Below are 25,088 nucleotides of genomic sequence, written 5' to 3'. Positions count from 1 at the left end.
ACCATAGCGTGCGGGAACCACCTGATCCCTTGCCGAACTCAGCAGTGAAACCGCTCAGCGCCGATGGTAGTGTGGGGCCTCCCCATGCGAGAGTAGGTCATCGTCAGGCACCTATTCTGAAACCCCAGCTTCGAACGAAGCTGGGGTTTTCTCGTTGATGGCCGCGAAAGCGTCGGCTGGATGAGCATCAGAGACTCATCCCGATAAACCCCGAGCTCGTCCAGAGCTCGGGGTTTTTTTATATGGGAAGCCGGGGAAGGTTAGCCGTCGCGGTAATGAACCCCACGACCCCCTGTGCCGTGGCCGTCGAGCCGCCCATGCACTCACCCACTTTGGTCGCTGGCGTTTCCGGGGGCTGGCCGCATCCGCTAGAATGTCATATTTCCCGTCAGGGGCATGAGCATGACCATCGGTGACCTGATCCGCCTGCTGAGCGATGGCGAGTTCCACTCCGGCGAGCAGCTGGGCGAACGGCTGGGCGTGTCGCGGGCGGCAGTATGGAAGCAGTTGCGCAAACTGGAGTCCCTGGGCATTCCCATGGAAGCGGTCAAGGGCCAGGGGTATCGCCTGGTCGAACGCCTGGAGCTGCTGGAGGGGGGCATCATCGTCGCCGGCCTCTCGCGACAGGCGCGCCCGCATCTGACGCGGCTGTTCGTGGAGGAGAGCCTGCCATCCAGCAACGCCTTCCTGCGCGAGCGTTTCTCCCAAGGGGCAGGGCACGGCGAGATCTGCCTGGTGGAGCAGCAGAGCGAAGGGCGCGGGCGCCGAGGACGCCCCTGGGTGACGCCCTGGGGGCGTACCCTGATGCTCTCGATCGGCTGGCGGGTCGAGGCGGGGGTGGCGTCGCTGGAAGGGCTGAGCCTGGCGCTGGGCGTGGCTCTCGCCAGGGTGCTCGAGCGCCACGGCGTCAGGCCTCGTCTCAAGTGGCCCAATGATGTGCTGCTGGAGGGCGATGACGGGGCGCTCGGCAAGCTGGCGGGCATCCTGGTGGAGATCAGCGGTGATGCTGCCGGCCCCTGTGAGGTGGTGCTGGGCATGGGCATCAATGTCGATCTGCCGGCGGCATTCCGTGAGGGCATTGACCAGGCCGTCGCGGCCGTCCATGACCAGGCGCCGGGGCTCTCCCGCAATGCCCTCGCCGTCGAGCTGCTGGACGAGCTGCTGCCCCTGCTGGCGGGCTTCGAGCAGCAGGGCTTCTCCGCCTGGCGTGACGACTGGAACGCCCGTCACGCCTTCGCCGGCTGCGAGGTGGAGATCCTGCAGCGGGGAACCCGGGAGTCGGCCACCGCCGGGGACGTGGATGATGCCGGCCACCTCTGGGTGCGGCAGGATGGGCGGCCGGTGCGGCTTGCTGGCGGCGAGATCAGTGTGCGGAGACGCGCATGATCCTGGACCTCGATATCGGCAACACCCTGTCCAAGTGGCGGCTCAAGGATGCCGACAGCAGCGAGATCCGCTCCCGCGGGGCGGTCTGGACCCGTGAGGAGTGGCGCCCGGGGGCGGATATCCCGGACCTCGACGTCGTCGAGGCGGTGCGCATCTCCAGCGTGGCGCGCAGGGCGGTGCTGGAGGAGACGGTGGCGCTGCTGCACCGGCGTGTCGGCACCGTGCATGTGGCGCGCTCCACGGCCGAGGCCCTGGGAGTCACCAACGGCTACGAGGAGCCCGGCCGGCTGGGGGTCGACCGCTGGATGGGGGCGCTGGCGGGTTACCATCTGGCCGGCGGCTGTTGCGCCGTGGATTGCGGTAGCGCCATCACCGTCGACTTCGTGCTGCCCGGTGGGCGCCACCTGGGCGGCTATATCCTGCCCGGGCTGCGGCTGATGAAGGAGAGTCTGAAGCTTGGTACCCGCAACGTGGCCATCGACCCGGACAGCGAGGCCGAGGAGCTGCTGGAGCCCGGCAGGCGTACCGTCGAAGCGGTCAATCACGGCATCTACATGGCGGCGGTGAGCGCGGTCAATCGCATCTACAGCGAGGTGTGTGATCAGCAGGGGGTGGCACTGCCGATGATGCTGACCGGCGGTGACGCCCGGGTGGTATCGCGGGGCATCCAGGTGCCTCATGCGGTCTGGCCGGACATGGTCTACGGTGGGCTGGAGGCCTGTTTTCCGCTGACCGCTGCCGAGCGGGCGGGACGCATGTCCGGGGCGCCTCGGGTGCCCTCGCCGGTGGCGCTGGAAAAGATCCGGGCCGCGCTTGCATTCTCGATGCTGCTTTGACACAATGCGCCGCGTTCCGGAAAGGCGCAGTCAGCAGGTTTGTCGCGCGCGGTCAAGAGGCAGAGAAAACAGGCACTTGACACCGGAAGCACAGGCGGTAGAATACACCGCCAGCTGGAGGGGTTCCCGAGTGGCCAAAGGGAGCAGACTGTAAATCTGCCGCGAAAGCTTCGAAGGTTCGAATCCTTCCCCCTCCACCAGGTTAAGCCGCACCCGATGCGTCGAGTGATGGCAAGCAAGAGTGGGTCGGCGGGCATAGTTCAATGGTAGAACCTCAGCCTTCCAAGCTGATGATGCGGGTTCGATCCCCGCTGCCCGCTCCAGGTGTTTGGCTTTGATGCCACAAGGTTGCGCTCATGTAGCTCAGGGGTAGAGCACACCCTTGGTAAGGGTGAGGTCGACGGTTCAAATCCGTCCATGAGCTCCATATCGAGAAGGCGAGCCACGGCTCGCCTTTTCTTTTTCTTTCCCACGGTGAAGTCGCGCGGGGAAGGGGTTGCCAGGAGGAGCGGCTTTCGCTATCATGGCGCCCGCTGTCGTACAGGCCGCCTGCAAAGGGTGGTCGCGGAAGCAAGTACAGGCCAGTAGCTCAATTGGCAGAGCAGCGGTCTCCAAAACCGCAGGTTGGGGGTTCGATTCCCTCCTGGCCTGCCAGTCTTCCCCAGGCTGGCGAGATCTCATATACTTTCATGTTTCGATTGCCGCACCCTGAGGAGTCTCGTTTTCATGAAGCATAACGCCGAGGTGCAGGAGTCGCGCCACGACGGGCTCAAGTGGGCGGTTGTCGTCACTCTGCTGGTCCTTGCCGTGGTCGGCAATACCTATTTCGCCGACCAGGCGCTTCTCTATCGTGTGCTCGGTGTCGTCGTGCTCAGCGTGGCGGCGGCACTGGTGGCGCTGACCACGACCAAGGGTCGTGATCTGGTCGAGCTCGCCAGGAGTGCGAAGAAGGAGATTCAGCGTGTCGTCTGGCCGACCCGGCCCGAGACCGTGCAGACCACCGCCATCGTGCTGGTGGCCGTGCTGGTGGTCGGGCTGATGCTCTGGCTGATCGACACCCTTCTTGGCTGGGCGATGTCCGGCGTCATCGGTTAGGAGTTTTCATGTCCAAGCGTTGGTATGTCGTCCACGCCTACTCCGGCTTCGAGAAGCATGTCATGCGCTCGCTCATCGAGCGCGTGAAGATGCACGGCATGGAGGATCGCTTCGGCGAGATCCTGGTGCCGACCGAAGAGGTCGTCGAGGTGCGAGACGGCAAGCGTCGCAAGAGCGAGCGCAAGTTCTATCCCGGCTATGTGCTGGTCGAGATGGAGATGGATGACGAGACCTGGCACCTGGTCAACGAGACCCCGCGCGTCATGGGGTTCATCGGTGGCACCAAGGAGAAACCGGCCCCCATTAGCCGCAAGGAGGCGGATGCCATCCTCAGCCGGGTCAAGGACGGCACCGACAAGCCGAAGCCCAAGACGCTCTTCGAGCCGGGCCAGTCGGTGCGCGTCGTCGATGGACCCTTCGCCGACTTCAACGGGGTCGTCGAGGAGGTCAACTATGACAAGAGCCGTGTGCAGGTCAGCGTGCTGATCTTCGGCCGCTCTACGCCCGTCGAGCTGGAGTTTGCCCAGGTCGAGAAGGAATAGCCTTCCGGCCCTGACTGTTTCGTGACAACCACCCACGGGTGGTTGTGTAACCCGGGGAGCCGCAAGGCGCTACTACCCAACTGGAGTCCATCATGGCCAAGAAAGTACAGGCTTACATCAAGCTGCAGGTGGCAGCTGGCAAGGCCAACCCGAGTCCCCCCGTGGGCCCCGCGCTGGGCCAGCACGGTGTCAACATCATGGAGTTCTGCAAGTCGTTCAACGCCGCGACCCAGGACATCGAGCCGGGCCTGCCGACCCCCGTGGTCATTACCGTCTACTCGGACCGCAGCTTCACCTTCATCACCAAGACCCCGCCCGCCGCGGTCCTACTGAAGAAGGCGGCCGGCATCAAGTCCGGCTCCGGCGAGCCGAACAAGACCAAAGTCGGCACCGTGACCCGCGAGCAGCTCGAGGAGATCGCCAAGACCAAGGAGCCGGACCTGACGGCTGCCGATCTCGACGCCGCGGTGCGTACCATTGCCGGTAGTGCCCGCAGCATGGGCCTGAACGTGGAGGGTCTCTGATCATGGCCAAGCTTACCAAGCGTGCACAGCAGATTCGCGAGAAGGTCGACGCCAACCGCACCTACTCCCTCGACGAGGCCGTGGCCTTGCTCTCCGAGCTCTCCACCGTCAAGTTCAAGGAATCCCTGGACGTCGCCATCAACCTGGGCGTCGACCCGCGTAAGTCCGACCAGGTCGTGCGTGGCGCCACGGTCATGCCCAACGGTACCGGCAAGGACGTGCGTGTCGCGGTCTTCACCCAGGGTGCCAACGTCGATGCCGCTAAGGAAGCCGGTGCCGACATCGTCGGCATGGACGACCTGGCCGAGCAGGTCAAGAAGGGCCAGCTGGACTTCGATGTGGTCATCGCCTCGCCGGACGCCATGCGGGTCGTCGGCCAGCTCGGCCAGATCCTCGGTCCGCGCGGCCTGATGCCCAACCCCAAGGTCGGCACCGTGACGCCTGACGTGGCCACTGCCGTCAAGAACGCCAAGGCCGGCCAGGTGCGCTTCCGGACCGACAAGAACGGCATCATCCATACCACCCTGGGCAAGGTCGACTTCGACATCTCTGCCATCCAGGGCAACCTGGAGGCGCTGGTCGCCGACCTGAAGCGGCTCAAGCCGAGCACGTCCAAGGGTATTTATCTCAAGAAAGTCACCGTGTCCAGCACCATGGGTCCGGGGCTGACCATCGATCATTCTGCCCTGGCTTGATCGGGCGGTGATCGAGACGATTGCAGGAACTTTGCGGTCCCCGTGCCGGGCTATCCTCGCCGGCGGGGCATCGTCAAAGACCGCAGGTGCCGCGTCTCTTGCGAGCGCGGCTTAATCTTCCCCGGGAAGGCCTGCGCAGATGGTGTGGCCGCCAGGTATCTGGTGAGCACCATCACCCAGGACTCCCGACCTCCGGTCGGGAGAGATGGTAACCACCGGAATCCTCTCGTGAGGTTCCGGCACGAAGGAGTGATCACTGTGCCACTAGCACTCGAAGGCAAGAAGGCAATTGTTGCCGAGGTCAGTGAAGCGGCCAAGGATGCGCTCTCCGTCGTCGTTGCCGACTCTCGTGGCGTCGCGGTCAGCGCGATGACCGACCTGCGCAAGCAGGCCCGCGAGAATGGCGTGCAGATCCGTGTTGTCCGCAACACCCTGGCACGCCGCGCCCTGTCCGGAACTCCCTGGGAGATTCTGGACGAGACCTTCTCCGGTCCGACCATGCTGGCCTTCTCCTACGAGCACCCGGGCGCTGCCGCCCGCCTGTTCAAGGAGTTCGCCAAGGGTCAGAAGGAGTTCGAGGTCAAGGCGCTGGCCTACGAAGGTGAGCTGATCCCGGCAAGCGACATCGACCGTCTGGCAACCCTGCCGACCTACGATGAGGCGATCGCCAAGCTGATGTCCGTCATGAAGGAAGCTTCTGCCGGCAAGCTGGTCCGTACCCTCGCGGCGCTGCGAGACCAGAAGCAGGAAGAGGCCGCCTGAACGGCGAACTCTTGCGCTCAGCCCGAATCGAACATTGAATCCCCGAGCCATCGCGATGCCGAGGCTCCCGCAAAGTTAGGAATCTAGACAATGGCACTGACCAAAGAAGACATCATCAACGCCGTCGCCGACATGTCCGTCATGGAAGTGGCCGAGCTGATCGAGGCCATGGAAGAGAAGTTCGGTGTCTCTGCTGCCGCCGCCGTCGTGGCTGGCCCGGGTGGCGGTGAAGCCGATGTCGAGGAAGAGCAGACCGAGTTCGACGTCGTGCTGACCGGCGCCGGCGAGAAGAAAGTCAATGTGATCAAGGCGGTCCGCGAGATCACCGGCCTGGGCCTCAAGGAAGCCAAGGGTGCCGTCGACGGCGCGCCGGCGACCATCAAGGAAGGCCTGTCCAAGGACGACGCCGAAGCGGCAAAGAAGAAGCTGGAAGACGCCGGCGCGAGCGTGGAGCTCAAGTAACCCTTGTGCCCATGGCTTCACGCGCTGCGTAAGCTTCCACGGCTGGTGGCGGGACACCCGCTGCCGGCCTTTTTCTGTTGTCACTAGCCGGTTGCCCTCGGGCCACCGCTAGCCGAATTCCGACGGCGAGCCTCCTGGTGGAGGCTTGCCGTCAGCGCCTGACGGAGCCGTACCCGTCGGGTGACGCCGACACGCATCGGTCACCCATGGTGAACAAGCTGGGGAATACAGATGGCTTACTCATACACTGAGAAAAAACGCATCCGCAAGGATTTCGGCAAACTGCCCCAAGTGATGGATGTGCCTTACCTGCTGGCCATCCAGCTTGATTCCTACTACGAGTTTCTCCAGCAGGATCGCTCACCCGAAGAACGCCTGGAAATCGGCTTGCATGCCGCTTTCAAATCGGTCTTCCCGATCGCGAGCTTCTCCGGCAACGCTGCCCTGGAGTATGTCAGCTACCGTTTCGGCACTCCGGCCTTCGACGTCAAGGAGTGTCAACTGCGTGGCGTCACCTATTCGGCTCCCCTGCGCGTCAAGGTTCGCCTGATCATCTACGACAAGGATTCGTCGAACAAGGCGATCAAGGACATCAAGGAGCAGGAAGTCTACATGGGGGAGATCCCCCTGATGACCGAGAACGGTACCTTCGTCATCAATGGTACCGAGCGCGTCATCGTCTCCCAGCTGCACCGTTCGCCCGGCGTGTTCTTCGACCACGACAAGGGCAAGAGCCACTCCTCCGGGAAGCTCCTGTATTCTGCTCGGGTGATCCCCTACCGCGGTTCCTGGCTCGACTTCGAGTTCGACCCCAAGGACAGCGTCTTCGTGCGCATCGACCGTCGCCGCAAGCTGCCGGCCACTGTGCTGCTGCGCGCGCTGGGCATGAGCGCCGAGCAGATCCTCGGCGAATTCTTCGAGCTCAGCACCTTCCACCTCGAGAAGTCCGGCTTCTCCGTGGAACTGGTGCCCTCGCGCCTACGCGGTGAGACCGCCACCTTCGACATCAAGGACGGCGACGGCGACGGCAACGTCATCGTCGAGGAAGGCCGCCGGATCACCCAGAAGCACATTCGTCAGCTGGAAAAGGCTGGCCTCGAGCGCCTCGACGTGCCGATGGACTACCTGTTCGGCAAGACCCTGGCCAAGGATCAGGTCGACCCGAACACCGGCGAGCTGATCTGCCCGTGCAATACCGAGATCACCCCCGAGCTGCTGGAGAAGATCGGCCAGGCGGGCATCACCACCCTCGAGACGCTCTACACCAACGACCTCGACTGTGGCCCCTTCATCTCCGACACCCTCAAGCTGGACACCACCGGGTCCCGCCTCGAGGCGCTGGTCGAGATCTACCGCATGATGCGCCCCGGCGAGCCGCCCACCAAGGAGGCCGCCGAGACGCTGTTCAACAACCTGTTCTTCAGCGAGGACCGCTACGACCTGTCGGGCGTGGGTCGCATGAAATTCAACCGCCGCCTGCGTCGCGATAGCGACACCGGTTCCGGCGTGCTGAACCAGCAGGACATCCTCGACGTGCTGCGCGAGATGATCGCGATCCGCAACGGCTTCGGTGACGTCGACGACATCGACCACCTGGGCAACCGTCGCATCCGCTGCGTCGGCGAGATGGCCGAGAACCAGTTCCGCGTGGGCCTGGTGCGCGTCGAGCGCGCGGTCAAGGAACGCCTCTCCATGGCCGAGAGCGAAGGCCTGATGCCCCAGGATCTGATCAATGCCAAGCCCGTAGCGGCAGCGGTCAAGGAGTTCTTCGGCTCCAGCCAGCTCTCCCAGTTCATGGACCAGAACAACCCGCTCTCCGAGGTCACCCACAAGCGCCGCGTCTCGGCGCTCGGCCCGGGTGGCCTGACCCGTGAGCGGGCCGGCTTCGAGGTGCGTGACGTCCACGCCACCCACTATGGCCGCCTGTGTCCGATCGAGACGCCGGAAGGCCCGAATATCGGCCTGATCAACTCCCTGGCCACCTACAGCCACACCAACAGCTACGGCTTCCTCGAGACGCCGTACCGCAAGGTCATGGACGGCCTGGTGACCGACGACGTGGTGCATCTCTCGGCCATCGAAGAGGGCGACTTCGTTATCGCCCAGGCCTCCGCCACCGTGGACGAGGCGAACAAGCTGGTCGACGACCTGGTGCAGGTCCGCCATCGCGGCGAGACCACCTTCATGCGTCCCGAGCAGGTCACCCTGATGGACGTGTCGCCGCGCCAGGTGGTCTCCGTGGCTGCGGCGCTGATCCCCTTCCTCGAGCACGACGACGCCAACCGCGCCCTGATGGGGGCCAACATGCAGCGTCAGGCCGTGCCGACCCTGCGTGCCGACAAGCCGCTGGTGGGCACCGGCATGGAGCGCTTCGTGGCGCGCGACTCCGGCGTCTGCGAGGTGGCCCGCCGCGGCGGGGTAATCGACTCGGTCGACGCCAAGCGCATCGTGGTGCGGGTCAGCGAGGACGAGATCATCGGCGGCGAGGCCGGCGTCGACATCTACAACCTGACCAAGTACCTGCGCTCCAACCAGAACACCTGCATGAACCAGCGGCCCATCGTGCGCCCCGGTGACCAGGTGCACCGTGGTGACATCCTGGCCGACGGTCCCTCCGTGGACATGGGTGACCTGGCCCTGGGCCAGAACATGCGCATCGCCTTCATGCCGTGGAACGGCTACAACTTCGAGGATTCCATCCTGCTCTCCGAGCGGGCGGTCCAGGAGGATCGCTTCACCACCATCCACATCCAGGAGCTGACCTGCGTCTCCCGCGACACCAAGCTGGGGTCGGAGGAGATCACTTCCGACATTCCCAACGTCGGCGAGTCGGCGCTGGGCAAGCTGGACGAGGCCGGGGTGGTCTACATCGGCGCCGAAGTCGGCGCCGGCGACATCCTGGTGGGCAAGGTGACGCCCAAGGGCGAGACCCAGCTGACCCCGGAAGAGAAGCTGCTGCGGGCCATCTTCGGCGAGAAGGCGTCCGACGTGAAGGACACCTCGCTGCGTGCCCCGACCGGCATGAAGGGCACCGTCATCGACGTCCAGGTGTTCACCCGCGACGGCGTGGAGAAGGACTCCCGAGCGCTCTCCATCGAGCAGATGCAGCTCGATGAGGTGCGCAAGGACCTCCAGGAGACCTACCGCATCGCCGAGGATGCCACCTTCGAGCGCCTCAAGCGCACCCTCTCCGGCCAGGTCGTCAACGGCGGCCCCAGGCTGAAGAAGGGCGACGCGCTCTCCGACAGCTACCTCGAGGAATTGCCGCGCCAGCAGTGGTTCAAGCTGCGCCTGCAGGACGAGACCTTCAACGAGCTGCTGGCCCAGGCCGACGAGCAACTGGAGAGCCGTCGCAAGGAAATGGACGAGCGCTTCGAGGACAAGAAGCGCAAGCTCACCCAGGGCGACGACCTGGCGCCGGGCGTGTTGAAGATCGTCAAGGTCTACCTGGCGATCAAGCGCCGCCTGCAGCCGGGCGACAAGATGGCCGGCCGTCACGGCAACAAGGGCGTCATCTCGGCGATCATGCCCATCGAGGACATGCCCTTCGACGACAACGGCGAGCCCATCGACGTGGTGCTCAACCCGCTGGGCGTGCCCTCGCGGATGAACGTGGGCCAGATCCTCGAGACCCACCTGGGCATGGCGGCCCGCGGCCTCGGCGTCAAGATCGAGGGGCTGTTGCGCGACGCCCGCGAGCAGCAGGTGGCCGAGATCCGCGACTTCCTGGGGCAGGTCTACAACACTACCCAGGGGACCCGCGTCGAGGAGCTCGACTCGCTCACCGACGAGGAGGTGATCGCCCTGGCGAAGAACCTCAAGGGCGGCGTGCCGATGTCCACCCCGGTGTTCGACGGTGCCCAGGAGCACGAGATCAAGCACCTGCTGCGCCTCGCCGATCTGCCGGAGTCGGGCCAGATGACGCTCTACGACGGGCGTACCGGCGATGCCTTCGACCGCCCGGTGACCGTGGGCTACATGTACATGCTCAAGCTCAACCACCTGGTGGATGACAAGATGCACGCGCGCTCCACCGGTTCCTACTCCCTGGTCACCCAGCAGCCGTTGGGCGGCAAGGCGCAGTTCGGTGGACAGCGCTTCGGCGAGATGGAGGTCTGGGCCCTGGAGGCCTACGGCGCGGCCTACACGCTCCAGGAGATGCTCACCGTCAAGTCTGACGACGTGGAAGGACGCACCAAGATGTACAAGAGCATCGTGGACGGCGACCACACCATGCAGGCGGGCATGCCGGAATCCTTCAACGTGCTGGTGAAGGAAATCCGCTCGCTGGGCATCGATATCGAGTTAGAGAGCTAGGAGCCTCCCAATGAAAGATTTGGTGAAAGTCCTCAAATCGCAGTCTCAGGCCGACGAGTTCGACGCGATCAAGATCACGCTGGCGTCGCCGGCGATGATCCGCTCCTGGTCGTTCGGCGAGGTCAAGAAACCCGAGACCATCAACTACCGCACCTTCAAGCCGGAGCGGGACGGCCTGTTCTGTGCCAAGATCTTCGGCCCGGTGAAGGATTACGAGTGCCTGTGCGGCAAGTACAAGCGCATGAAGCACCGCGGCATCATCTGCGAGAAGTGCGGCGTCGAGGTCACCAAGGCGGCGGTGCGCCGCGAGCGCATGGGCCACATCGAGCTGGCAAGCCCGGTCGCCCACATCTGGTTCCTCAAGTCGCTGCCGTCGCGCATCGGCATGTTCCTGGACATGACCCTGCGTGACATCGAGCGCGTGCTCTACTTCGAGAGCTTCATGGTCATCGATCCGGGCATGACCACTCTCGAGCGCGGCCAGCTGCTCAATGACGAGCAGTACTTCGAGGCCCTCGAGGAGTTCGGCGACGACTTCGACGCCCGCATGGGGGCCGAGGCCGTCCAGGCGCTGCTCAAGGACATCGACCTCGAGGAGGAGATCGGTCGCCTGCGCGAGGAGATCCCGCAGACCAACTCCGAGACCAAGATCAAGAAGCTCTCCAAGCGCCTCAAACTGCTGGAGGCCTTCCAGGGCTCTGGCAACGACCCGGCGTGGATGGTCATGGAGGTGCTGCCGGTGCTGCCGCCGGACCTGCGCCCGTTGGTGCCGCTGGACGGTGGCCGCTTCGCGACCTCGGACCTCAACGATCTGTACCGTCGCGTGATCAACCGCAACAACCGCCTCAAGCGGCTGCTCGACCTCAATGCGCCGGACATCATCGTGCGCAACGAGAAGCGCATGCTGCAGGAGTCGGTGGACGCCCTGCTCGACAACGGCCGCCGCGGCAGGGCCATCACGGGGTCCAACAAGCGCCCGCTGAAGTCCCTGGCCGACATGATCAAGGGCAAGCAGGGCCGCTTCCGCCAGAACCTGCTGGGCAAGCGCGTCGACTACTCAGGCCGCTCGGTGATCACCGTGGGCCCGACCCTGCGCCTGCACCAGTGTGGCCTGCCCAAGAAGATGGCGCTGGAGCTGTTCAAGCCGTTCATCTACTCCAAGCTGCAGAGCCTCGGCTATGCCTCCACCATCAAGGCCGCCAAGAAGATGGTCGAGCGCGAGACGGCGGAGGTGTGGGACATCCTCGCCGATGTCATCCGCGAGCACCCGGTGCTGCTCAACCGCGCCCCGACCCTGCACCGCCTCGGCATCCAGGCCTTCGAGCCGCTGCTGATCGAGGGCAAGGCGATCCAGCTGCACCCGCTGGTGTGTGCCGCCTACAACGCCGACTTCGACGGTGACCAGATGGCGGTGCACGTGCCGCTGACCCTGGAGGCCCAGCTCGAGGCCCGCGCGCTGATGATGGCCACCAACAACGTGCTGTCACCGGCCAACGGCGAGCCGATCATCGTGCCGTCCCAGGACGTGGTGCTGGGCCTGTATTACATGACCCGCGAGCGCATCAACGACAAGGGCGAGGGCATGGTGTTCTCCGGCCTCGACGAGGTAGAGCGCGCCTTCGGCACCCAGAGCGTGTCGATGCATGCCCGCGTCACGGTGCGCCTCGACGAGGTGGACATCGACGAGGAGACCGGCGAGAGGAGCGACCACCGCCGCCTCTACGACACCACCGTGGGCCGTGCGCTGCTGTTCCGCATCCTGCCCGAGGGCGTGCCCTTCGCGCTGGTCGACCAGCCGATGAAGAAGAAGGCCATCTCGAGGCTGATCAACGAGGTCTATCGCCGCGCCGGCCTCAAGCCGACGGTGATCTTCGCCGACCAGCTGATGTACACCGGCTTCCGACTGGCCACCTGGTCTGGCGCCTCCATCGGCGTCAACGACTTCGTCATCCCGGACGCCAAGGCCGAGATCGTCGAGGCCGCCGAGGACGAGGTGAAGGAGATCGAGGACCAGTTCTCTTCCGGTCTCGTCACCGCCGGCGAGAAGTACAACAAGGTCATCGACATCTGGGCCCGGGCCAACGACCAGGTCGCCAAGGCGATGATGGCCGGGATCTCCAAGGAGACCGTGGTGGACCGCGATGGCAAGGAGGTCGAGCAGGACTCCTTCAACAGCGTGTTCATCATGGCCGACTCCGGGGCCCGGGGTAGCGCCGCCCAGATCCGTCAGCTGGCGGGCATGCGCGGCCTGATGGCCAAGCCGGATGGCTCGATCATCGAGACCCCGATCGTCGCCAACTTCCGCGAGGGCCTGAACGTCCTCCAGTACTTCATCTCGACCCACGGCGCGCGCAAGGGTCTGGCGGACACGGCACTCAAGACCGCCAACTCCGGTTACCTGACCCGTCGCCTGGTCGACGTGGCCCAGGACATGGTGATCACCGAGCCCGACTGTGGCACCGAGCGCGGCCTGACACTGCACCCGGTCATCGAGGGCGGCGACATCATCGTCTCCCTGGCCCAGCGTGTGCTGGGTCGGGTGGTGGCTCAGGATGTCCTGGACCCGAATGGCGAGGATGTGCTCATTCCGCGTGGCACCCTGCTCGACGAGAAGTGGTGTGCGGAACTCGACACCATGGGGGTCGACGAGATCGTGGTGCGCAGCACCATTTCCTGCCAGACCGCTCATGGCGTCTGCTCGTCCTGTTACGGTCGCGACCTGGCGCGTGGCCACCAGGTCAACATCGGCGAATCCGTGGGCGTCATCGCCGCCCAGTCGATCGGCGAGCCGGGCACCCAGCTGACCATGCGCACCTTCCACATCGGCGGGGCGGCCTCCCGGGCCTCCGCGGTGGACAGCGTCCAGGTCAAGCACGGCGGCAAGGTGCGCCTGCACAACATCAAGCACGTCGAGCGCAGCGACGGCAAACTGGTGGTGGTGTCCCGCTCCAGCGCCCTGGCCGTGGCCGACGATCACGGCCGCGAGCGTGAGTACTACAAGCTGCCCTACGGTGCCGAGCTGGACGTGCGTGACGGCGACAGCGTCGAGGCCGGCCAGGCCGTGGCCAAGTGGGACCCGCACACCCACCCGATCATTGTCGAGGCCGAGGGGCAGGTGCAGTACAGCGACCTCGACGAGGGCGTCACCATGCACCGCAGCGTGGACGAGATGACCGGCCTCTCCTCCATCGAGGTCATCGAGTCGGCGGCACGTCCCATGGCCGGCCGCGACAAGCGCCCGATGGTCCTGCTGACCGACGCCGCCGGTGCGCCAGTCACCGTTTCCGGTTCCGACACACCGGTGCAGTACCCGCTGCCCGGCAAGGCGATCATCACCGTCGACAATGGCTCGAAGATCGGCGTCGGCGAGGTGGTGGCGCGTATCCCGGTGGAAGCCACCGGCAACAAGGACATCACCGGGGGTCTGCCGCGCGTCGCCGACCTGTTCGAGGCGCGCAAGCCGAAGGAGCCGGCGATCCTTGCCGAGATCAGCGGCGTGATCAGCTTCGGCAAGGAGACCAAGGGCAAGCGGCGCCTGGCCATTACCCCGGAAGACGGGGATCCCTTCGAGATGCTGATCCCGAAGTGGCGCCAGATCGCGGTCTTCGAGGGCGAGTCGGTCGAGAAGGGCGAGGTGATCTCGGACGGTCCGAGCAACCCGCACGACATCCTGCGGCTGCTGGGCATCGCCGAGCTGGCCAAGTACATCACCACCGAGGTGCAGGACGTCTACCGCCTGCAGGGCGTGGGCATCAACGACAAGCACATCGAGGTGATCGTGCGTCAGATGCTGCGCAAGGTGGAGATCTCCGACGCCGGCGACAGCGACTTCATCCCGGGCGATCAGGCCGAACTGGTCCGCGTGCTCGAGCAGAACGCGCGCCTGGAGAAGGAAGAGAAGTTCCCGGCCAAGTACCAGCGGCTGCTGCTGGGGATCACCAAGGCCAGCCTGGCCACCGAGTCGTTCATCTCCGCGGCCTCCTTCCAGGAGACCACGCGGGTGCTGACCGAGGCGGCAGTCACCGGCAAGCGCGACTACCTGCGCGGCCTGAAGGAGAACGTGGTGGTGGGACGCCTGATCCCGGCCGGTACCGGTCTGACTCACCACGCGGAGCGTCGCCGCAAGCGTGAAGACGCCGAGCGGCTGCTCCACCCGTCGGCCTACGAGGTCGAGCAGGAGCTGGGCGCCCAGCTCACCGCGCTGGACTCGGACGACGACGAGATCTGACGCCCGTGTCGCGGCACCGCGCCTCCCCCGCGGAGGCGCGGTGCTTGACGACGCGCCGTGTCAGCCATTAGAATGCGCAGCCTTTAACAGTGGGGCGGGTGCGCCCGCACCCGCTGGGCAAGGCAAGGCAACCCATTGGAGTCAGCTACACACCATGGCAACGATCAATCAGCTCGTGCGCAAGCCGCGCAAGCGCCAGGCCGCCAAGAGCGACGTGCCTGCGCTGCAGGCCTGCCCGCAGAAGCGCGGCGTCTGCACCCGCGTCTATACTACCACCCCGAAGAAGCCGAACTCTGCACTGCGCAAGGTGTGCCGTGTTCGTCTGACCAACGGCTACGAGGTCTCCTCGTACATCGGCGGTGAAGGCCACAACCTCCAGGAGCACTCCGTGGTCCTGATCCGCGGCGGCCGTGTCAAGGACCTTCCCGGTGTGCGCTATCACACCGTGCGTGGCGCCCTGGACACCTCCGGCGTGCAGAACCGTAAGCAGGGCCGTTCCAAGTACGGCACCAAGCGTCCGAAGGTCTGACCGGCCGCGGTACGCAGCAGTCACCCCATTTTGAGCACGGTCTGATAAGAGTAAGGTCGAGCGCTGCCGCCGGCAGGAGTCTCGGGTTTACCTGAAGGATCCTTGACAGAGGGCTTATCATGCCTAGAAGAAGAGTTGCGGCCAAGCGCGAGATCCTGCCGGATCCCAAGTTCGGAAGTGAGCGCCTGGCGAAGTTCATGAACCACCTGATGATCGGCGGCAAGAAGTCCGTCGCTGAGCGTATCGTCTATGGTGCGCTGGACAGGGTTGCCGAGCGTAGCAAGGAAGAGCCGCTTGAGATCTTCGACAAGGCGCTGGAAGCCATCCAGCCCATGGTCGAGGTCAAGTCCCGCCGCGTCGGCGGCGCGACCTATCAGGTGCCCGTGGAAGTTCGCCCCTCGCGCCGTCATGCGCTGGCCATGCGCTGGCTGGTCGATGCGGCCCGTCGCCGTGGCGAGAAGACCATGGTGCTGCGCCTCGCCGGCGAGATGCTCGATGCCGCCGAAGGCAAGGGCTCGGCCGTGAAGAAGCGGGAAGACGTGCACCGCATGGCAGAAGCCAACAAGGCCTTCTCTCACTATCGGTTCTAAGTGCACCGCTTCTGAGCGTAGCCCTCTGCTACGCATCGCCAATCAACGGGGAGTTCCAACGTGGCTCGCAAGACTCCGCTAAAGCGCTACCGCAACATCGGTATCGTTGCGCACGTAGACGCCGGCAAGACCACCACCACCGAGCGCGTCCTGTTCTACACCGGCCTGTCCCACAAGGTCGGCGAGGTCCATGAAGGCGCTGCCACCATGGACTGGATGGAGCAGGAGCAGGAGCGTGGTATCACCATCACCTCCGCCGCGACCACCTGCTTCTGGCAGGGCATGAACAAGCAGTTCGATGAGCATCGCATTAACATCATCGACACCCCCGGGCACGTCGACTTTACCATCGAGGTGGAGCGTTCGCTGCGCGTGCTCGACGGTGCCGTGGTGGTGCTGTGCGGCTCGTCTGGCGTCCAGCCGCAGACCGAGACCGTCTGGCGTCAGGCCAACAAGTACGAAGTCCCGCGCATGGTGTTCGTCAACAAGATGGACCGCACCGGCGCCGACTTCTTCATGGTCGTCGAACAGCTCAAGGAGCGTCTCGGCGCCAACGCCGTGCCGATCCAGATCAACTGGGGCACCGAGGACGAGTTCAAGGGCGTCATCGATCTCATCCAGATGAAGGCCATCCTCTGGGATGAAGAAAACTTCGGGATGAACTACGACCTGGTCGATATCCCCGCCGAGCTCCAGGAGACCGCGGAGAAGTACCGCGAGGAGATGATCGAGGCGGCCGCCGAGGCGTCCGAGGAGCTGATGGACAAGTACCTCGAGGGGGGTGAGCTCTCCACCGAGGAGATCAAGGCCGGCCTGCGTCGCCGTACCCTGGACAACGAGATCGTGCTGGTCACCTGCGGCTCGGCGTTCAAGAACAAGGGCGTCCAGGCCGTGCTGGACGGCGTCATCGAGTACATGCCGTCACCCACCGAGGTCAAGGCCATCGAGGGTGAGCTGGACGACAAGGACGGCACCATCGCCACCCGCGAGGCGGACGATAGCGCCCCCTTCTCGGCGCTGGCCTTCAAGATCGCCACCGACCCCTTCGTCGGCACCCTGACCTTCATTCGCGTCTATTCGGGCGTGCTGAAGTCGGGCGACAGCATCTACAACTCCGTGAAGGAGAAGAAGGAGCGTGTCGGTCGTATCGTTCAGATGCATGCCAACTCACGCGAAGAGATCAAGGAAGTGCTGGCCGGCGACATCGCCGCCTGTATCGGCCTGAAGGATGTCACCACCGGTGACACTCTGTGCGACCTGAACGACAAGATCGTGCTCGAGCGCATGGAGTTTCCGGATCCGGTCATTTCCGTGGCCGTTGAGCCGAAGTCCAAGGCCGACCAGGAGAAGATGGGCGTGGCGCTGGGCAAGCTGGCCCAGGAAGACCCCTCCTTCCAGGTCCGCACCGATGAGGAGACTGGCCAGACCATCATTTCCGGCATGGGTGAGCTTCACCTCGACATCCTCGTCGATCGCATGCGTCGCGAGTTCAAGGTCGAGGCCAATATCGGCAAGCCGCAGGTGGCCTATCGCGAGACCATCCGCGCCAAGGTCGAGCAGGAAGGCAAGTTCGTTCGCCAGTCCGGCGGTCGCGGCCAGTACGGTCATGTGCATCTGCGCATCGAGCCGCTGACCGCAGAGGACAAGGGCGACGACGAGGACATGTACTTCAAGTTCGTCTCGGAGATCGTTGGTGGTGCGGTTCCCAAGGAATACGTGCCGGCCGTCGAGAAAGGGGCCTACGAGCAGCTGAAGAACGGTGTCATCGCGGGCTATCCGATGATTGACGTCAAGGTCACGCTGTTCGACGGTTCCTACCATGACGTGGACTCGAACGAGACCGCGTTCAAGGTTGCCTCTTCCATGGCGGTCAAGGAGGGCGCCAAGAAGGCCAAGGCCGTGCTCCTCGAGCCGGTGATGAAGGTCGAGGTCGTGACCCCCGAAGAGTTCATGGGTGACGTCATGGGCGATCTGAACCGCCGTCGTGGCCTCGTCCAGGGCATGGATGACTCCTCCATGGGCAAGGTCATCCGCGCCACGGTACCTCTGGCTGAGATGTTCGGTTACGCAACCGACCTGCGCTCTCAGACCCAGGGGCGCGCAAGCTACGTGATGGAGTTTGCGGACTACGAAGAGGCGCCGTCCAGCGTCGTTGAAGCCGTCATCAACCAGAACGGTTAACCGTTAGCTAACGTAAAGAGGTTATAGCAGTGGCTAAGGCAAAATTTGAACGTTCCAAACCGCACGTCAACGTCGGCACCATCGGTCACGTCGACCACGGCAAGACCACGCTGACTGCGGCCCTGACTCGCGTCTCCGCCGAGGTGTTCGGTGGTGACTGGAGCGAGTTCGACGCCATCGACAATGCGCCGGAAGAGCGTGAGCGCGGCATCACCATCGCCACCTCTCACGTCGAGTACCAGTCCGAGTCGCGTCACTACGCGCACGTCGACTGCCCGGGGCACGCCGACTACGTCAAGAACATGATCACCGGTGCCGCCCAGATGGACGGCGCTATCCTGGTCGTGTCCGCCGCCGACGGCCCCATGCCGCAGACCCGCGAGCACATCCTGCTGTCTCGCCAGGTTGGCGTGCCGTACATCGTCGTGTTCCTCAACAAGGCCGACATGGTCGACGACGAGGAGCTGCTCGAGCTGGTCGAGATGGAAGTCCGTGAACTCCTCGACGAGTACGACTTCCCGGGTGACGACACCCCGATCATCACCGGTTCTGCCCTGATGGCCCTGGAAGGCAAGGACGACAACGGCATGGGCACCACCGCCGTGGCCAACCTGATCAAGGCCCTGGACGATTACATTCCGGAGCCGGAGCGCGCCATCGATCAGCCGTTCCTGATGCCGATCGAGGATGTGTTCTCCATCTCCGGCCGTGGCACCGTGGTCACCGGCCGTGTCGAGCGCGGCGTGGTCAAGGCCGGCGAGGAAGTCGAGATCGTCGGTATCAAGGACACCGTCAAGACCGTCGTGACCGGCGTCGAGATGTTCCGCAAGCTGCTCGACGAAGGGCGTGCCGGTGAGAACGTCGGCGCCCTGCTGCGCGGCACCAAGCGTGACGACGTCGAGCGTGGTCAGGTCCTGGCCAAGCCGGGCACCATCACCCCGCACACCAAGTTCGAGGCCGAGGTGTACGTGCTGTCCAAGGACGAGGGTGGTCGTCACACGCCGTTCTTCAAGGGCTACCGTCCGCAGTTCTACTTCCGTACCACCGACATCACCGGTACCTGTGAGCTGCCGGAAGGCGTCGAGATGGTCATGCCGGGCGACAACGTCAAGATGGTTGTCACCCTGATCGCCCCGATCGCCATGGATGACGGCCTGCGCTTCGCCATCCGTGAAGGCGGCCGTACCGTCGGCGCTGGCGTCGTGGCCAAGATCGTCGAGTAAGCGTCTCGCGGCTTGACCGAACGAAGGGGGCTCCACCAGGAGCCCCCTTTCTGCGCACCGCAAGCGAGTGTTTGACTCTCGTCGCTGGCGTGCCTATAATGCGCATCCTTTGAATGCGTGGGTTGACGGCTCGCGCCGTCAGATTCCATTGGAGTTAGGGCAAATGCAGAACCAGAAGATTCGCATTCGGTTGAAGGCTTTCGACCATCGCCTGATCGACCAGTCCGCCGCGGAGATCGTAGAAACCGCCAAGCGTACCGGCGCCCAGGTCCGTGGTCCGATTCCTCTGCCGACCAATCGCGAGCGTTTTACCGTGCTGATCTCTCCGCACGTCAACAAGGACGCGCGCGATCAGTACGAGATTCGTACCCACAAGCGGGTGCTCGATATCGTCGAGCCCACCGAAAAGACCGTTGATGCCCTGATGAAGCTCGACCTCGCCGCCGGCGTGGACGTGCAGATCAAGCTCGACTGACACCACACTAGTCACTCGCGGCCCAGCGCCTGGTCTGTACACCGAATGCAGCGCCAAGCAGCAGCCGCCACGCCGGGATGGCGTCATACAACGTGCTAGTGGAATGCTCTGGAAAGGGCAGCCATAGCGGGTGATAGCCCCGTACACTATAGGAGACTGAGAATGACTATCGGTTTAGTCGGTAGGAAGGCCGGGATGACCCGCGTCTTCACCGAAGACGGCGCATCCGTGCCCGTGACCGTGATCGAGGTTGATCCCAACCGCGTAACGCGCGTGAAGTCTGTCGAGTCCGACGGCTACGCCGCGGTTCAGGTGACCACCGGCTCCCGCAAGGCCAAGCATCTGTCGAAAGCCCAGGCCGGGCAGTTCGCCAAGGCAGGTGTCGAGGCCGGTCGTTCACTGATGGAGTTTCGCCTTTCCGACGGCGATGAAGCTCCGGAAGTGGGTGGCCAACTCACCGTATCCCTCTTCGAAGCTGGTCAGATGATCGACGTGACCGGTACCTCCAAGGGCAAGGGTTTCCAGGGCGCCGTCAAGCGCTGGAACTTCCGCACCCAGGACAACACCCACGGTAACTCCCTGTCGCATCGCGCGCCGGGTTCCATCGGCATGTGCCAGACGCCGGGCCGCGTATTCAAGGGCAAGAAGATGGCCGGCCAGATGGGCAATGTTCGCTGCACCGTGCAGAGCCTGGAAGTCGTCCGTGTCGACGCCGAACGCAATCTGCTGCTGATCAAGGGTGCCGTACCCGGTGCCACCGGCAGTGATGTCATCGTGCGCAGCGCCGTCAAAGCAGGCTGAAGGGGAACTTACCGATGAATCTGAATCTTGCAGGTGCAGGCGCCGGTACTGTTGAAGTATCCGATGCCACCTTTGGCAAAGAATTCAACGAGGCCCTCGTGCACCAGGTCGTCACCGCCTATCTGGCCGGTGGTCGCCAGGGTACTCGTGCCCAGAAGAACCGTTCCGACGTGCGTGGCGGCGGCAAGAAGCCGTGGCGCCAGAAGGGCACCGGTCGTGCCCGTGCCGGTACCATCCGCTCGCCGATCTGGCGTGGCGGCGGCGTGACCTTCGCGGCCCGTCCGCAGGACCATTCCCAGAAGGTCAATCGCAAGATGTACCGTGCGGCCATGCGCTCGATCCTCTCCGAGCTGGTTCGCCAGGAGCGCCTGGTGGCCGTTGATGGCTTCGCCGTCGAGGCCCCCAAGACCAAGCAGCTGGTTGCCAAGCTCGTGGAGCTGGGCCTGGAGAAGGTGCTGATCGTCACCGAGGAAGTCGACGAGAACCTGTACCTTGCAGCCCGCAACATCCCCAACGTGGATGTGGTGGACGTCGCCGCCGCTGATCCGGTGAGCCTGGTCGCCTTCGACAAGGTGCTGGTCACCGTCTCCGCTCTGCGTAAATTCGAGGAGAAGCTGGCATGAACCAGGAACGTGTATTCAAGGTTCTGCTCGGTCCGCACGTGACCGAGAAGGCCGCCATGGCCGCCGAGCGCAACCAGTACGTGTTCAAGGTGGCAGGCGACGCGACCAAGCCCGAGATCAAGGCTGCCGTGCAGGAGCTGTTCGGCAAGAAGGTCGACCGTGTTCAGGTGTTGAACATGAAGGGCAAGACCAAGCGCACCGCGCAGGGTCTGGGTCAGCGCAAGGGTTATCGCAAGGCGTACGTGACACTGGCCGCCGGCGAGACGCTTGAAGACTTCTCTGGCGCCGAATAAGGGCAGGAGTACGGATCATGGCAATCGTCAAGACTAAACCCACATCCGCCGGTCGTCGCCACGTCGTCAAGATCGTTGGCGAGGAACTGCACAAGGGCCGCGCCTTCGCGCCGTTGCTCGAGAAGCAGTCCAAGTCCGGTGGCCGTAACAACTACGGTCGCATCACCACCCGCCACGTGGGCGGTGGTCACCGTCATCACTATCGGATCATCGATTTCAAGCGCACCAAGGATGGCATCCCGGCCACCGTCGAGCGCTTGGAGCATGACCCGAACCGCAGCGCACACATTGCCCTGCTCAAGTACCTCGATGGCGAGCGTCGCTACATCATCGCGCCCAAGGGCGTGAGTGCCGGCGATCGTCTCGAGTCCGGTGTCAACGCGCCGATCAAGAAAGGCAATGCGTTGCCGCTGCGCAACATCCCGCTGGGTTCCACCGTGCACTGCATCGAGCTCAAGCCCGGCAAGGGCGCCCAGCTTGCACGCAGCGCCGGCACCAGCGCCCAGCTGGTCGCTCGCGAAGGCAACTACGTCACCCTGCGTCTGCGCTCCGGCGAGATGCGCAAGGTGTTGTCCGAGTGCCGCGCGACCCTGGGCGAAGTGAGCAACTCCGAGCACAGCCTGCGTCAGCTTGGCAAGGCCGGTGCGAAGCGCTGGAGAGGGGTGCGCCCGACCGTTCGCGGCGTGGCCATGAACCCGGTGGATCACCCGCACGGCGGCGGCGAAGGCCGCAGCAGCGGTGGGCGTCATCCGGTGTCTCCGTGGGGCATCCCCACCAAGGGCCACAAGACCCGCAAGAACAAGCGCACCGACAAGCTGATCATCCGTCGCCGCAAGGCCCGGAAATAAGATCCAACGCCAAGACATCAAGAGGTAACGGCTGTGCCACGTTCACTGAAGAAAGGTCCCTTTATTGACCTTCATCTTTTGAAGAAGGTTGAGACTGCAGTGGAGAAGAGCGACCGCAAACCGATCAAGACCTGGTCGCGTCGTTCGATGATCCTGCCCAACATGGTCGGGCTCACCATTGCTGTCCATAACGGTCGCCAACACGTCCCGGTGCACGTTTCCGAGGAAATGGTTGGCCACAAGCTGGGCGAATTCGCTGCTACCCGCCTCTACCGCGGTCATGTGGCGGACAAGAAAGCCAAACGGTAAGCCAGAGAGGATTGAGAGATGGAAGTCACAGCAAAGCTGCGTGGCGCTCGTTTATCCGCCCAGAAGGCCCGTTTGGTGGCTGACCAGGTGCGCGATAAACCGGTCGCCGAGGCGCTCGACCTGCTGACCTTCTCCCCGAAGAAGGCCGCGAAGCTGGTCAAGAAGGTGCTGCAGTCCGCCATCGCGAATGCGGAAGAAAACGACGGCATGGATATCGACGAGCTGCGTGTCTCGACCATCTGCGTCGATGAGGGCATGACGCTCAAGCGCATCCGTCCGCGCGCCAAGGGCCGTGCGGACCGCATCCTGAAGCGCACTTGCCACATCACCGTCAAGGTAGCCGAGAAGTAGGAGTCGACCAGATGGGTCAGAAAGTCAATCCAACAGGCATTCGCCTGGGTATCGTCAAGGACCATACCTCGGTGTGGTATGCCGAGCGCGGCGCCTATGCCGACAAGCTGAACAGCGACCTCGAAGTACGTCGCTTTCTGGAAGAGCGCCTGAAGAATGCGTCCGTGAGTCGCATCATCATCGAGCGCCCGGCCAATAACGCCCGCATCACCATTCACACCGCCCGCCCGGGCATCGTGATCGGCAAGAAGGGCGAAGATGTCGACCGGCTGCGTCGCGACGTCACCGCGATGATGGGTGTGCCCGTGCACGTCAACATCGAGGAAGTCCGCAAGCCGGAACTCGATGCCAAGCTCGTCGCGCAGAATATCGCCGGCCAGCTCGAGCGTCGCGTGATGTTCCGCCGTGCCATGAAGCGGTCCGTGCAGAACGCCATGCGCCTGGGCGCCGGCGGTATCAAGGTGATGCTGTCCGGTCGCCTCGGCGGCGCGGAAATCGCCCGTACCGAATGGTATCGGGAAGGTCGTGTCCCGCTGCATACGCTGCGCGCGGACATCGACTACGCCACCTACGAAGCCAAGACCACCTACGGCATCATCGGTGTCAAGGTCTGGGTCTTCAAGGGTGAAATCCTCGGGGGCATCGAGGAGGTCCGCGCCAAGGCGAAACAGCCGCAGGCCGCGCCCTCCAAGAAGAAAGGTTCCAGGTAAGGGGAGAGCGAGTCGATGTTACAACCTAAGCGTATGAAGTTCCGCAAGATGCAGAAGGGCCGCAACCGTGGCCTGGCGCATCGTGGAAGCAAGGTGAGCTTCGGCGAGTATGGCCTTAAGGCCACTGGCCGGGGCCGCGTCACCGCCCGTCAGATCGAGGCCGGTCGTCGTGCGATCAGCCGTCACGTCAAGCGTGGCGGCAAGATCTGGATCCGTGTCTTCCCGGACAAGCCGATTTCCAAGAAGCCGCTGGAAGTCCGGATGGGTAAGGGCAAGGGCTCAGTCGAGTACTGGGTCGCGCAGATCCAGCCGGGTCGTGTCCTGTACGAGATCGAAGGCGTTTCCGAGGAGCTGGCCCGCGAGGCCTTTGGCCTGGCTGCCCAGAAGTTTCCGGTCTCCACCACCTTTGTGAAACGGACGGTGATGTGATGAAAGCCCAGGAAATTCGTGAGAAGTCAGCCGAGCAGCTCCAAGAGCAGCTCTTCGAACTCCTCCGCGAGCAGTTCAACCTGCGCATGCAGAAGGCCACCGGTCAGCTGAGCCAGACTCATCTGCTCAAGCAGGTTCGTCGGGACATTGCCCGCGTGAAGACTGTGCTCAACGAGAAGGCAGGTGACTGAGATGGCCGAAGAGAAAAAAGCCCGTACGCTCACCGGCAAGGTGGTGAGCGACAAGATGGATAAGTCCATCGTTGTGATGATCGAGCGTCGTGAGCGCCACCCGATCTACGGCAAATACGTCAAGCGCTCCACCAAGCTGCACGCCCACGACGAGGCGAATCAGGCCAAGGCCGGCGACACGGTGTCCCTCCAGGAATGCCGTCCGCTGTCGAAGAAAAAGGCCTGGGCCCTGGTCGAAGTCGTCGAACAGGCCAAGGGTTGATCGGCCCACGCCGGTCAAGCCAGTGCAGTCAGATTAGGTTTGGAGAAAACCGATGATTCAGACTCAGACAATGCTGGATGTCGCTGACAACAGCGGAGCGCGCCGGGTGCAGTGCATCAAGGTGCTGGGCGGTTCCCACCGCCGCTACGCCCGCGTCGGTGACATCATCAAGGTCACGGTGAAGGAAGCCATTCCGCGTGGCAAGGTCAAGAAGGGCCAGGTCCTCAAGGCGGTGGTGGTTCGCACCCGTAGTGGCGTCCGTCGTAACGACGGCTCGCTGATCCGCTTCGATGGAAATGCGGCTGTGCTGTTGAACAACACCAACGATCAGCCGATCGGTACCCGTATCTTCGGGCCGGTGACGCGTGAGCTTCGCAACGAAAAGTTCATGAAGATCATTTCCTTGGCGCCTGAAGTGCTGTAAGG

At 63.9% G+C, this 25,088-nt stretch carries 26 protein-coding genes, 4 tRNA genes and 1 rRNA gene; all 31 read left to right on the top strand.

The genetic code is table 11. From position 1 onward, the window contains the following. Positions 1-109, top strand: a 5S ribosomal RNA gene (gene rrf / locus OP498_RS12910); the annotation flags it as partial. Positions 110-402: 293 nt separating this feature from the next. Beyond that, on the top strand, positions 403-1,386 hold the full coding sequence (locus OP498_RS12905) for a biotin--[acetyl-CoA-carboxylase] ligase (RefSeq protein WP_280548524.1): 984 nt from the start codon (positions 403-405) through the stop codon (positions 1,384-1,386). Further along, entirely contained in the window at positions 1,383-2,222 is an 840-nt protein-coding gene (locus OP498_RS12900; protein WP_280548522.1) for a type III pantothenate kinase, read from the top strand. The genes OP498_RS12905 and OP498_RS12900 overlap by 4 nt, the downstream gene beginning before the upstream one ends. A 116-nt stretch (positions 2,223-2,338) precedes the next feature. Then, positions 2,339-2,422, top strand: a tRNA-Tyr gene (locus OP498_RS12895). A 49-nt stretch (positions 2,423-2,471) separates the two neighbouring features. Further along, positions 2,472-2,545 (top strand) — tRNA-Gly (locus tag OP498_RS12890). 29 nt (positions 2,546-2,574) lie between these two features. Beyond that, positions 2,575-2,649 (top strand) — tRNA-Thr (locus tag OP498_RS12885). 151 nt (positions 2,650-2,800) lie between these two features. Then, positions 2,801-2,876, top strand: a tRNA-Trp gene (locus OP498_RS12880). A gap of 72 nt (positions 2,877-2,948) precedes the next feature. Further along, positions 2,949-3,317, top strand: a complete 369-nt coding sequence (gene secE, locus OP498_RS12875) for a preprotein translocase subunit SecE (RefSeq protein WP_133636922.1) — start codon at positions 2,949-2,951, stop codon at positions 3,315-3,317. An 8-nt stretch (positions 3,318-3,325) separates the two neighbouring features. Then, positions 3,326-3,859 carry a transcription termination/antitermination protein NusG gene (gene nusG / locus OP498_RS12870; RefSeq protein WP_280548517.1) on the top strand — a complete coding sequence of 178 codons (534 nt, stop codon included), beginning with the start codon at positions 3,326-3,328 and terminating at the stop codon, positions 3,857-3,859. 92 nt (positions 3,860-3,951) lie between these two features. Beyond that, the gene (rplK, locus tag OP498_RS12865) at positions 3,952-4,383 is read left to right on the top strand and encodes a 50S ribosomal protein L11 (RefSeq protein WP_106232368.1); all 432 of its coding nucleotides are present in this window, start codon (positions 3,952-3,954) and stop codon (positions 4,381-4,383) included. 2 nt (positions 4,384-4,385) lie between these two features. Further along, complete coding sequence (gene rplA, locus OP498_RS12860; protein WP_280548514.1) at positions 4,386-5,078, top strand: 50S ribosomal protein L1; 693 nt, start codon at positions 4,386-4,388, stop codon at positions 5,076-5,078. Positions 5,079-5,336: 258 nt separating this feature from the next. Next, on the top strand, positions 5,337-5,840 hold the full coding sequence (gene rplJ / locus OP498_RS12855) for a 50S ribosomal protein L10 (RefSeq protein WP_071943769.1): 504 nt from the start codon (positions 5,337-5,339) through the stop codon (positions 5,838-5,840). Between the two features lie 90 nt (positions 5,841-5,930). Further along, positions 5,931-6,302, top strand: coding sequence for a 50S ribosomal protein L7/L12 (rplL, locus tag OP498_RS12850; RefSeq protein WP_280548513.1), 372 nt, complete (start codon positions 5,931-5,933; stop codon positions 6,300-6,302). A gap of 231 nt (positions 6,303-6,533) precedes the next feature. Continuing rightward, positions 6,534-10,619, top strand: coding sequence for a DNA-directed RNA polymerase subunit beta (gene rpoB, locus OP498_RS12845; RefSeq protein WP_280553784.1), 4,086 nt, complete (start codon positions 6,534-6,536; stop codon positions 10,617-10,619). 10 nt (positions 10,620-10,629) lie between these two features. Then, positions 10,630-14,847, top strand: a complete 4,218-nt coding sequence (gene rpoC, locus OP498_RS12840) for a DNA-directed RNA polymerase subunit beta' (RefSeq protein WP_280548511.1) — start codon at positions 10,630-10,632, stop codon at positions 14,845-14,847. Between the two features lie 154 nt (positions 14,848-15,001). Further along, positions 15,002-15,376 (top strand): 30S ribosomal protein S12, encoded by a 375-nt coding sequence (gene rpsL, locus OP498_RS12835; RefSeq protein WP_071943783.1) that lies wholly within the window; start codon positions 15,002-15,004, stop codon positions 15,374-15,376. Between the two features lie 119 nt (positions 15,377-15,495). Beyond that, entirely contained in the window at positions 15,496-15,966 is a 471-nt protein-coding gene (rpsG, locus tag OP498_RS12830; RefSeq protein ID WP_040183143.1) for a 30S ribosomal protein S7, read from the top strand. A gap of 60 nt (positions 15,967-16,026) precedes the next feature. Then, on the top strand, positions 16,027-18,147 hold the full coding sequence (gene fusA, locus OP498_RS12825) for an elongation factor G (protein WP_280548507.1): 2,121 nt from the start codon (positions 16,027-16,029) through the stop codon (positions 18,145-18,147). A gap of 29 nt (positions 18,148-18,176) precedes the next feature. Next, the gene (gene tuf / locus OP498_RS12820) at positions 18,177-19,370 is read left to right on the top strand and encodes an elongation factor Tu (RefSeq protein WP_280548506.1); all 1,194 of its coding nucleotides are present in this window, start codon (positions 18,177-18,179) and stop codon (positions 19,368-19,370) included. A gap of 163 nt (positions 19,371-19,533) precedes the next feature. Next, complete coding sequence (gene rpsJ, locus OP498_RS12815) at positions 19,534-19,845, top strand: 30S ribosomal protein S10 (RefSeq protein WP_280548504.1); 312 nt, start codon at positions 19,534-19,536, stop codon at positions 19,843-19,845. 162 nt (positions 19,846-20,007) lie between these two features. Then, positions 20,008-20,646: a 50S ribosomal protein L3 gene (gene rplC, locus OP498_RS12810; protein WP_280548502.1), complete on the top strand. Its 639-nt coding sequence runs from the start codon at positions 20,008-20,010 to the stop codon at positions 20,644-20,646. Between the two features lie 14 nt (positions 20,647-20,660). Continuing rightward, positions 20,661-21,269 carry a 50S ribosomal protein L4 gene (gene rplD / locus OP498_RS12805; protein WP_280548500.1) on the top strand — a complete coding sequence of 203 codons (609 nt, stop codon included), beginning with the start codon at positions 20,661-20,663 and terminating at the stop codon, positions 21,267-21,269. Then, a complete protein-coding gene (gene rplW, locus OP498_RS12800; protein ID WP_280548497.1) occupies positions 21,266-21,562 on the top strand; it encodes a 50S ribosomal protein L23 in 297 nt (98 codons plus the stop codon). The genes rplD and rplW overlap by 4 nt, the downstream gene beginning before the upstream one ends. 17 nt (positions 21,563-21,579) lie before the next feature. Next, positions 21,580-22,410, top strand: a complete 831-nt coding sequence (rplB, locus tag OP498_RS12795) for a 50S ribosomal protein L2 (protein ID WP_280548495.1) — start codon at positions 21,580-21,582, stop codon at positions 22,408-22,410. Between the two features lie 33 nt (positions 22,411-22,443). Continuing rightward, the gene (rpsS, locus tag OP498_RS12790) at positions 22,444-22,719 is read left to right on the top strand and encodes a 30S ribosomal protein S19 (protein ID WP_089714455.1); all 276 of its coding nucleotides are present in this window, start codon (positions 22,444-22,446) and stop codon (positions 22,717-22,719) included. Positions 22,720-22,737: 18 nt separating this feature from the next. Continuing rightward, positions 22,738-23,070, top strand: coding sequence for a 50S ribosomal protein L22 (gene rplV / locus OP498_RS12785; RefSeq protein ID WP_280548492.1), 333 nt, complete (start codon positions 22,738-22,740; stop codon positions 23,068-23,070). A gap of 11 nt (positions 23,071-23,081) precedes the next feature. Beyond that, positions 23,082-23,780, top strand: a complete 699-nt coding sequence (gene rpsC / locus OP498_RS12780; protein ID WP_280548490.1) for a 30S ribosomal protein S3 — start codon at positions 23,082-23,084, stop codon at positions 23,778-23,780. Between the two features lie 15 nt (positions 23,781-23,795). Next, positions 23,796-24,209, top strand: coding sequence for a 50S ribosomal protein L16 (gene rplP, locus OP498_RS12775; RefSeq protein WP_280548488.1), 414 nt, complete (start codon positions 23,796-23,798; stop codon positions 24,207-24,209). Continuing rightward, a complete protein-coding gene (rpmC, locus tag OP498_RS12770; protein WP_040183129.1) occupies positions 24,209-24,400 on the top strand; it encodes a 50S ribosomal protein L29 in 192 nt (63 codons plus the stop codon). The genes rplP and rpmC overlap by 1 nt, the downstream gene beginning before the upstream one ends. Before the next feature lies 1 nt (position 24,401). Further along, positions 24,402-24,662 carry a 30S ribosomal protein S17 gene (gene rpsQ, locus OP498_RS12765; protein WP_280548455.1) on the top strand — a complete coding sequence of 87 codons (261 nt, stop codon included), beginning with the start codon at positions 24,402-24,404 and terminating at the stop codon, positions 24,660-24,662. Positions 24,663-24,714: 52 nt separating this feature from the next. Beyond that, positions 24,715-25,086, top strand: a complete 372-nt coding sequence (gene rplN, locus OP498_RS12760; protein WP_040183127.1) for a 50S ribosomal protein L14 — start codon at positions 24,715-24,717, stop codon at positions 25,084-25,086. The last annotated feature ends 2 nt before the right edge of the window (positions 25,087-25,088 follow it).

The organism is Halomonas sp. 25-S5 (assembly GCF_029889845.1).
In the GTDB taxonomy this organism is placed as follows: Bacteria; Pseudomonadota; Gammaproteobacteria; order Pseudomonadales; family Halomonadaceae; genus Halomonas.
This window is presented reverse-complemented; position numbering and strand designations above follow the sequence as displayed.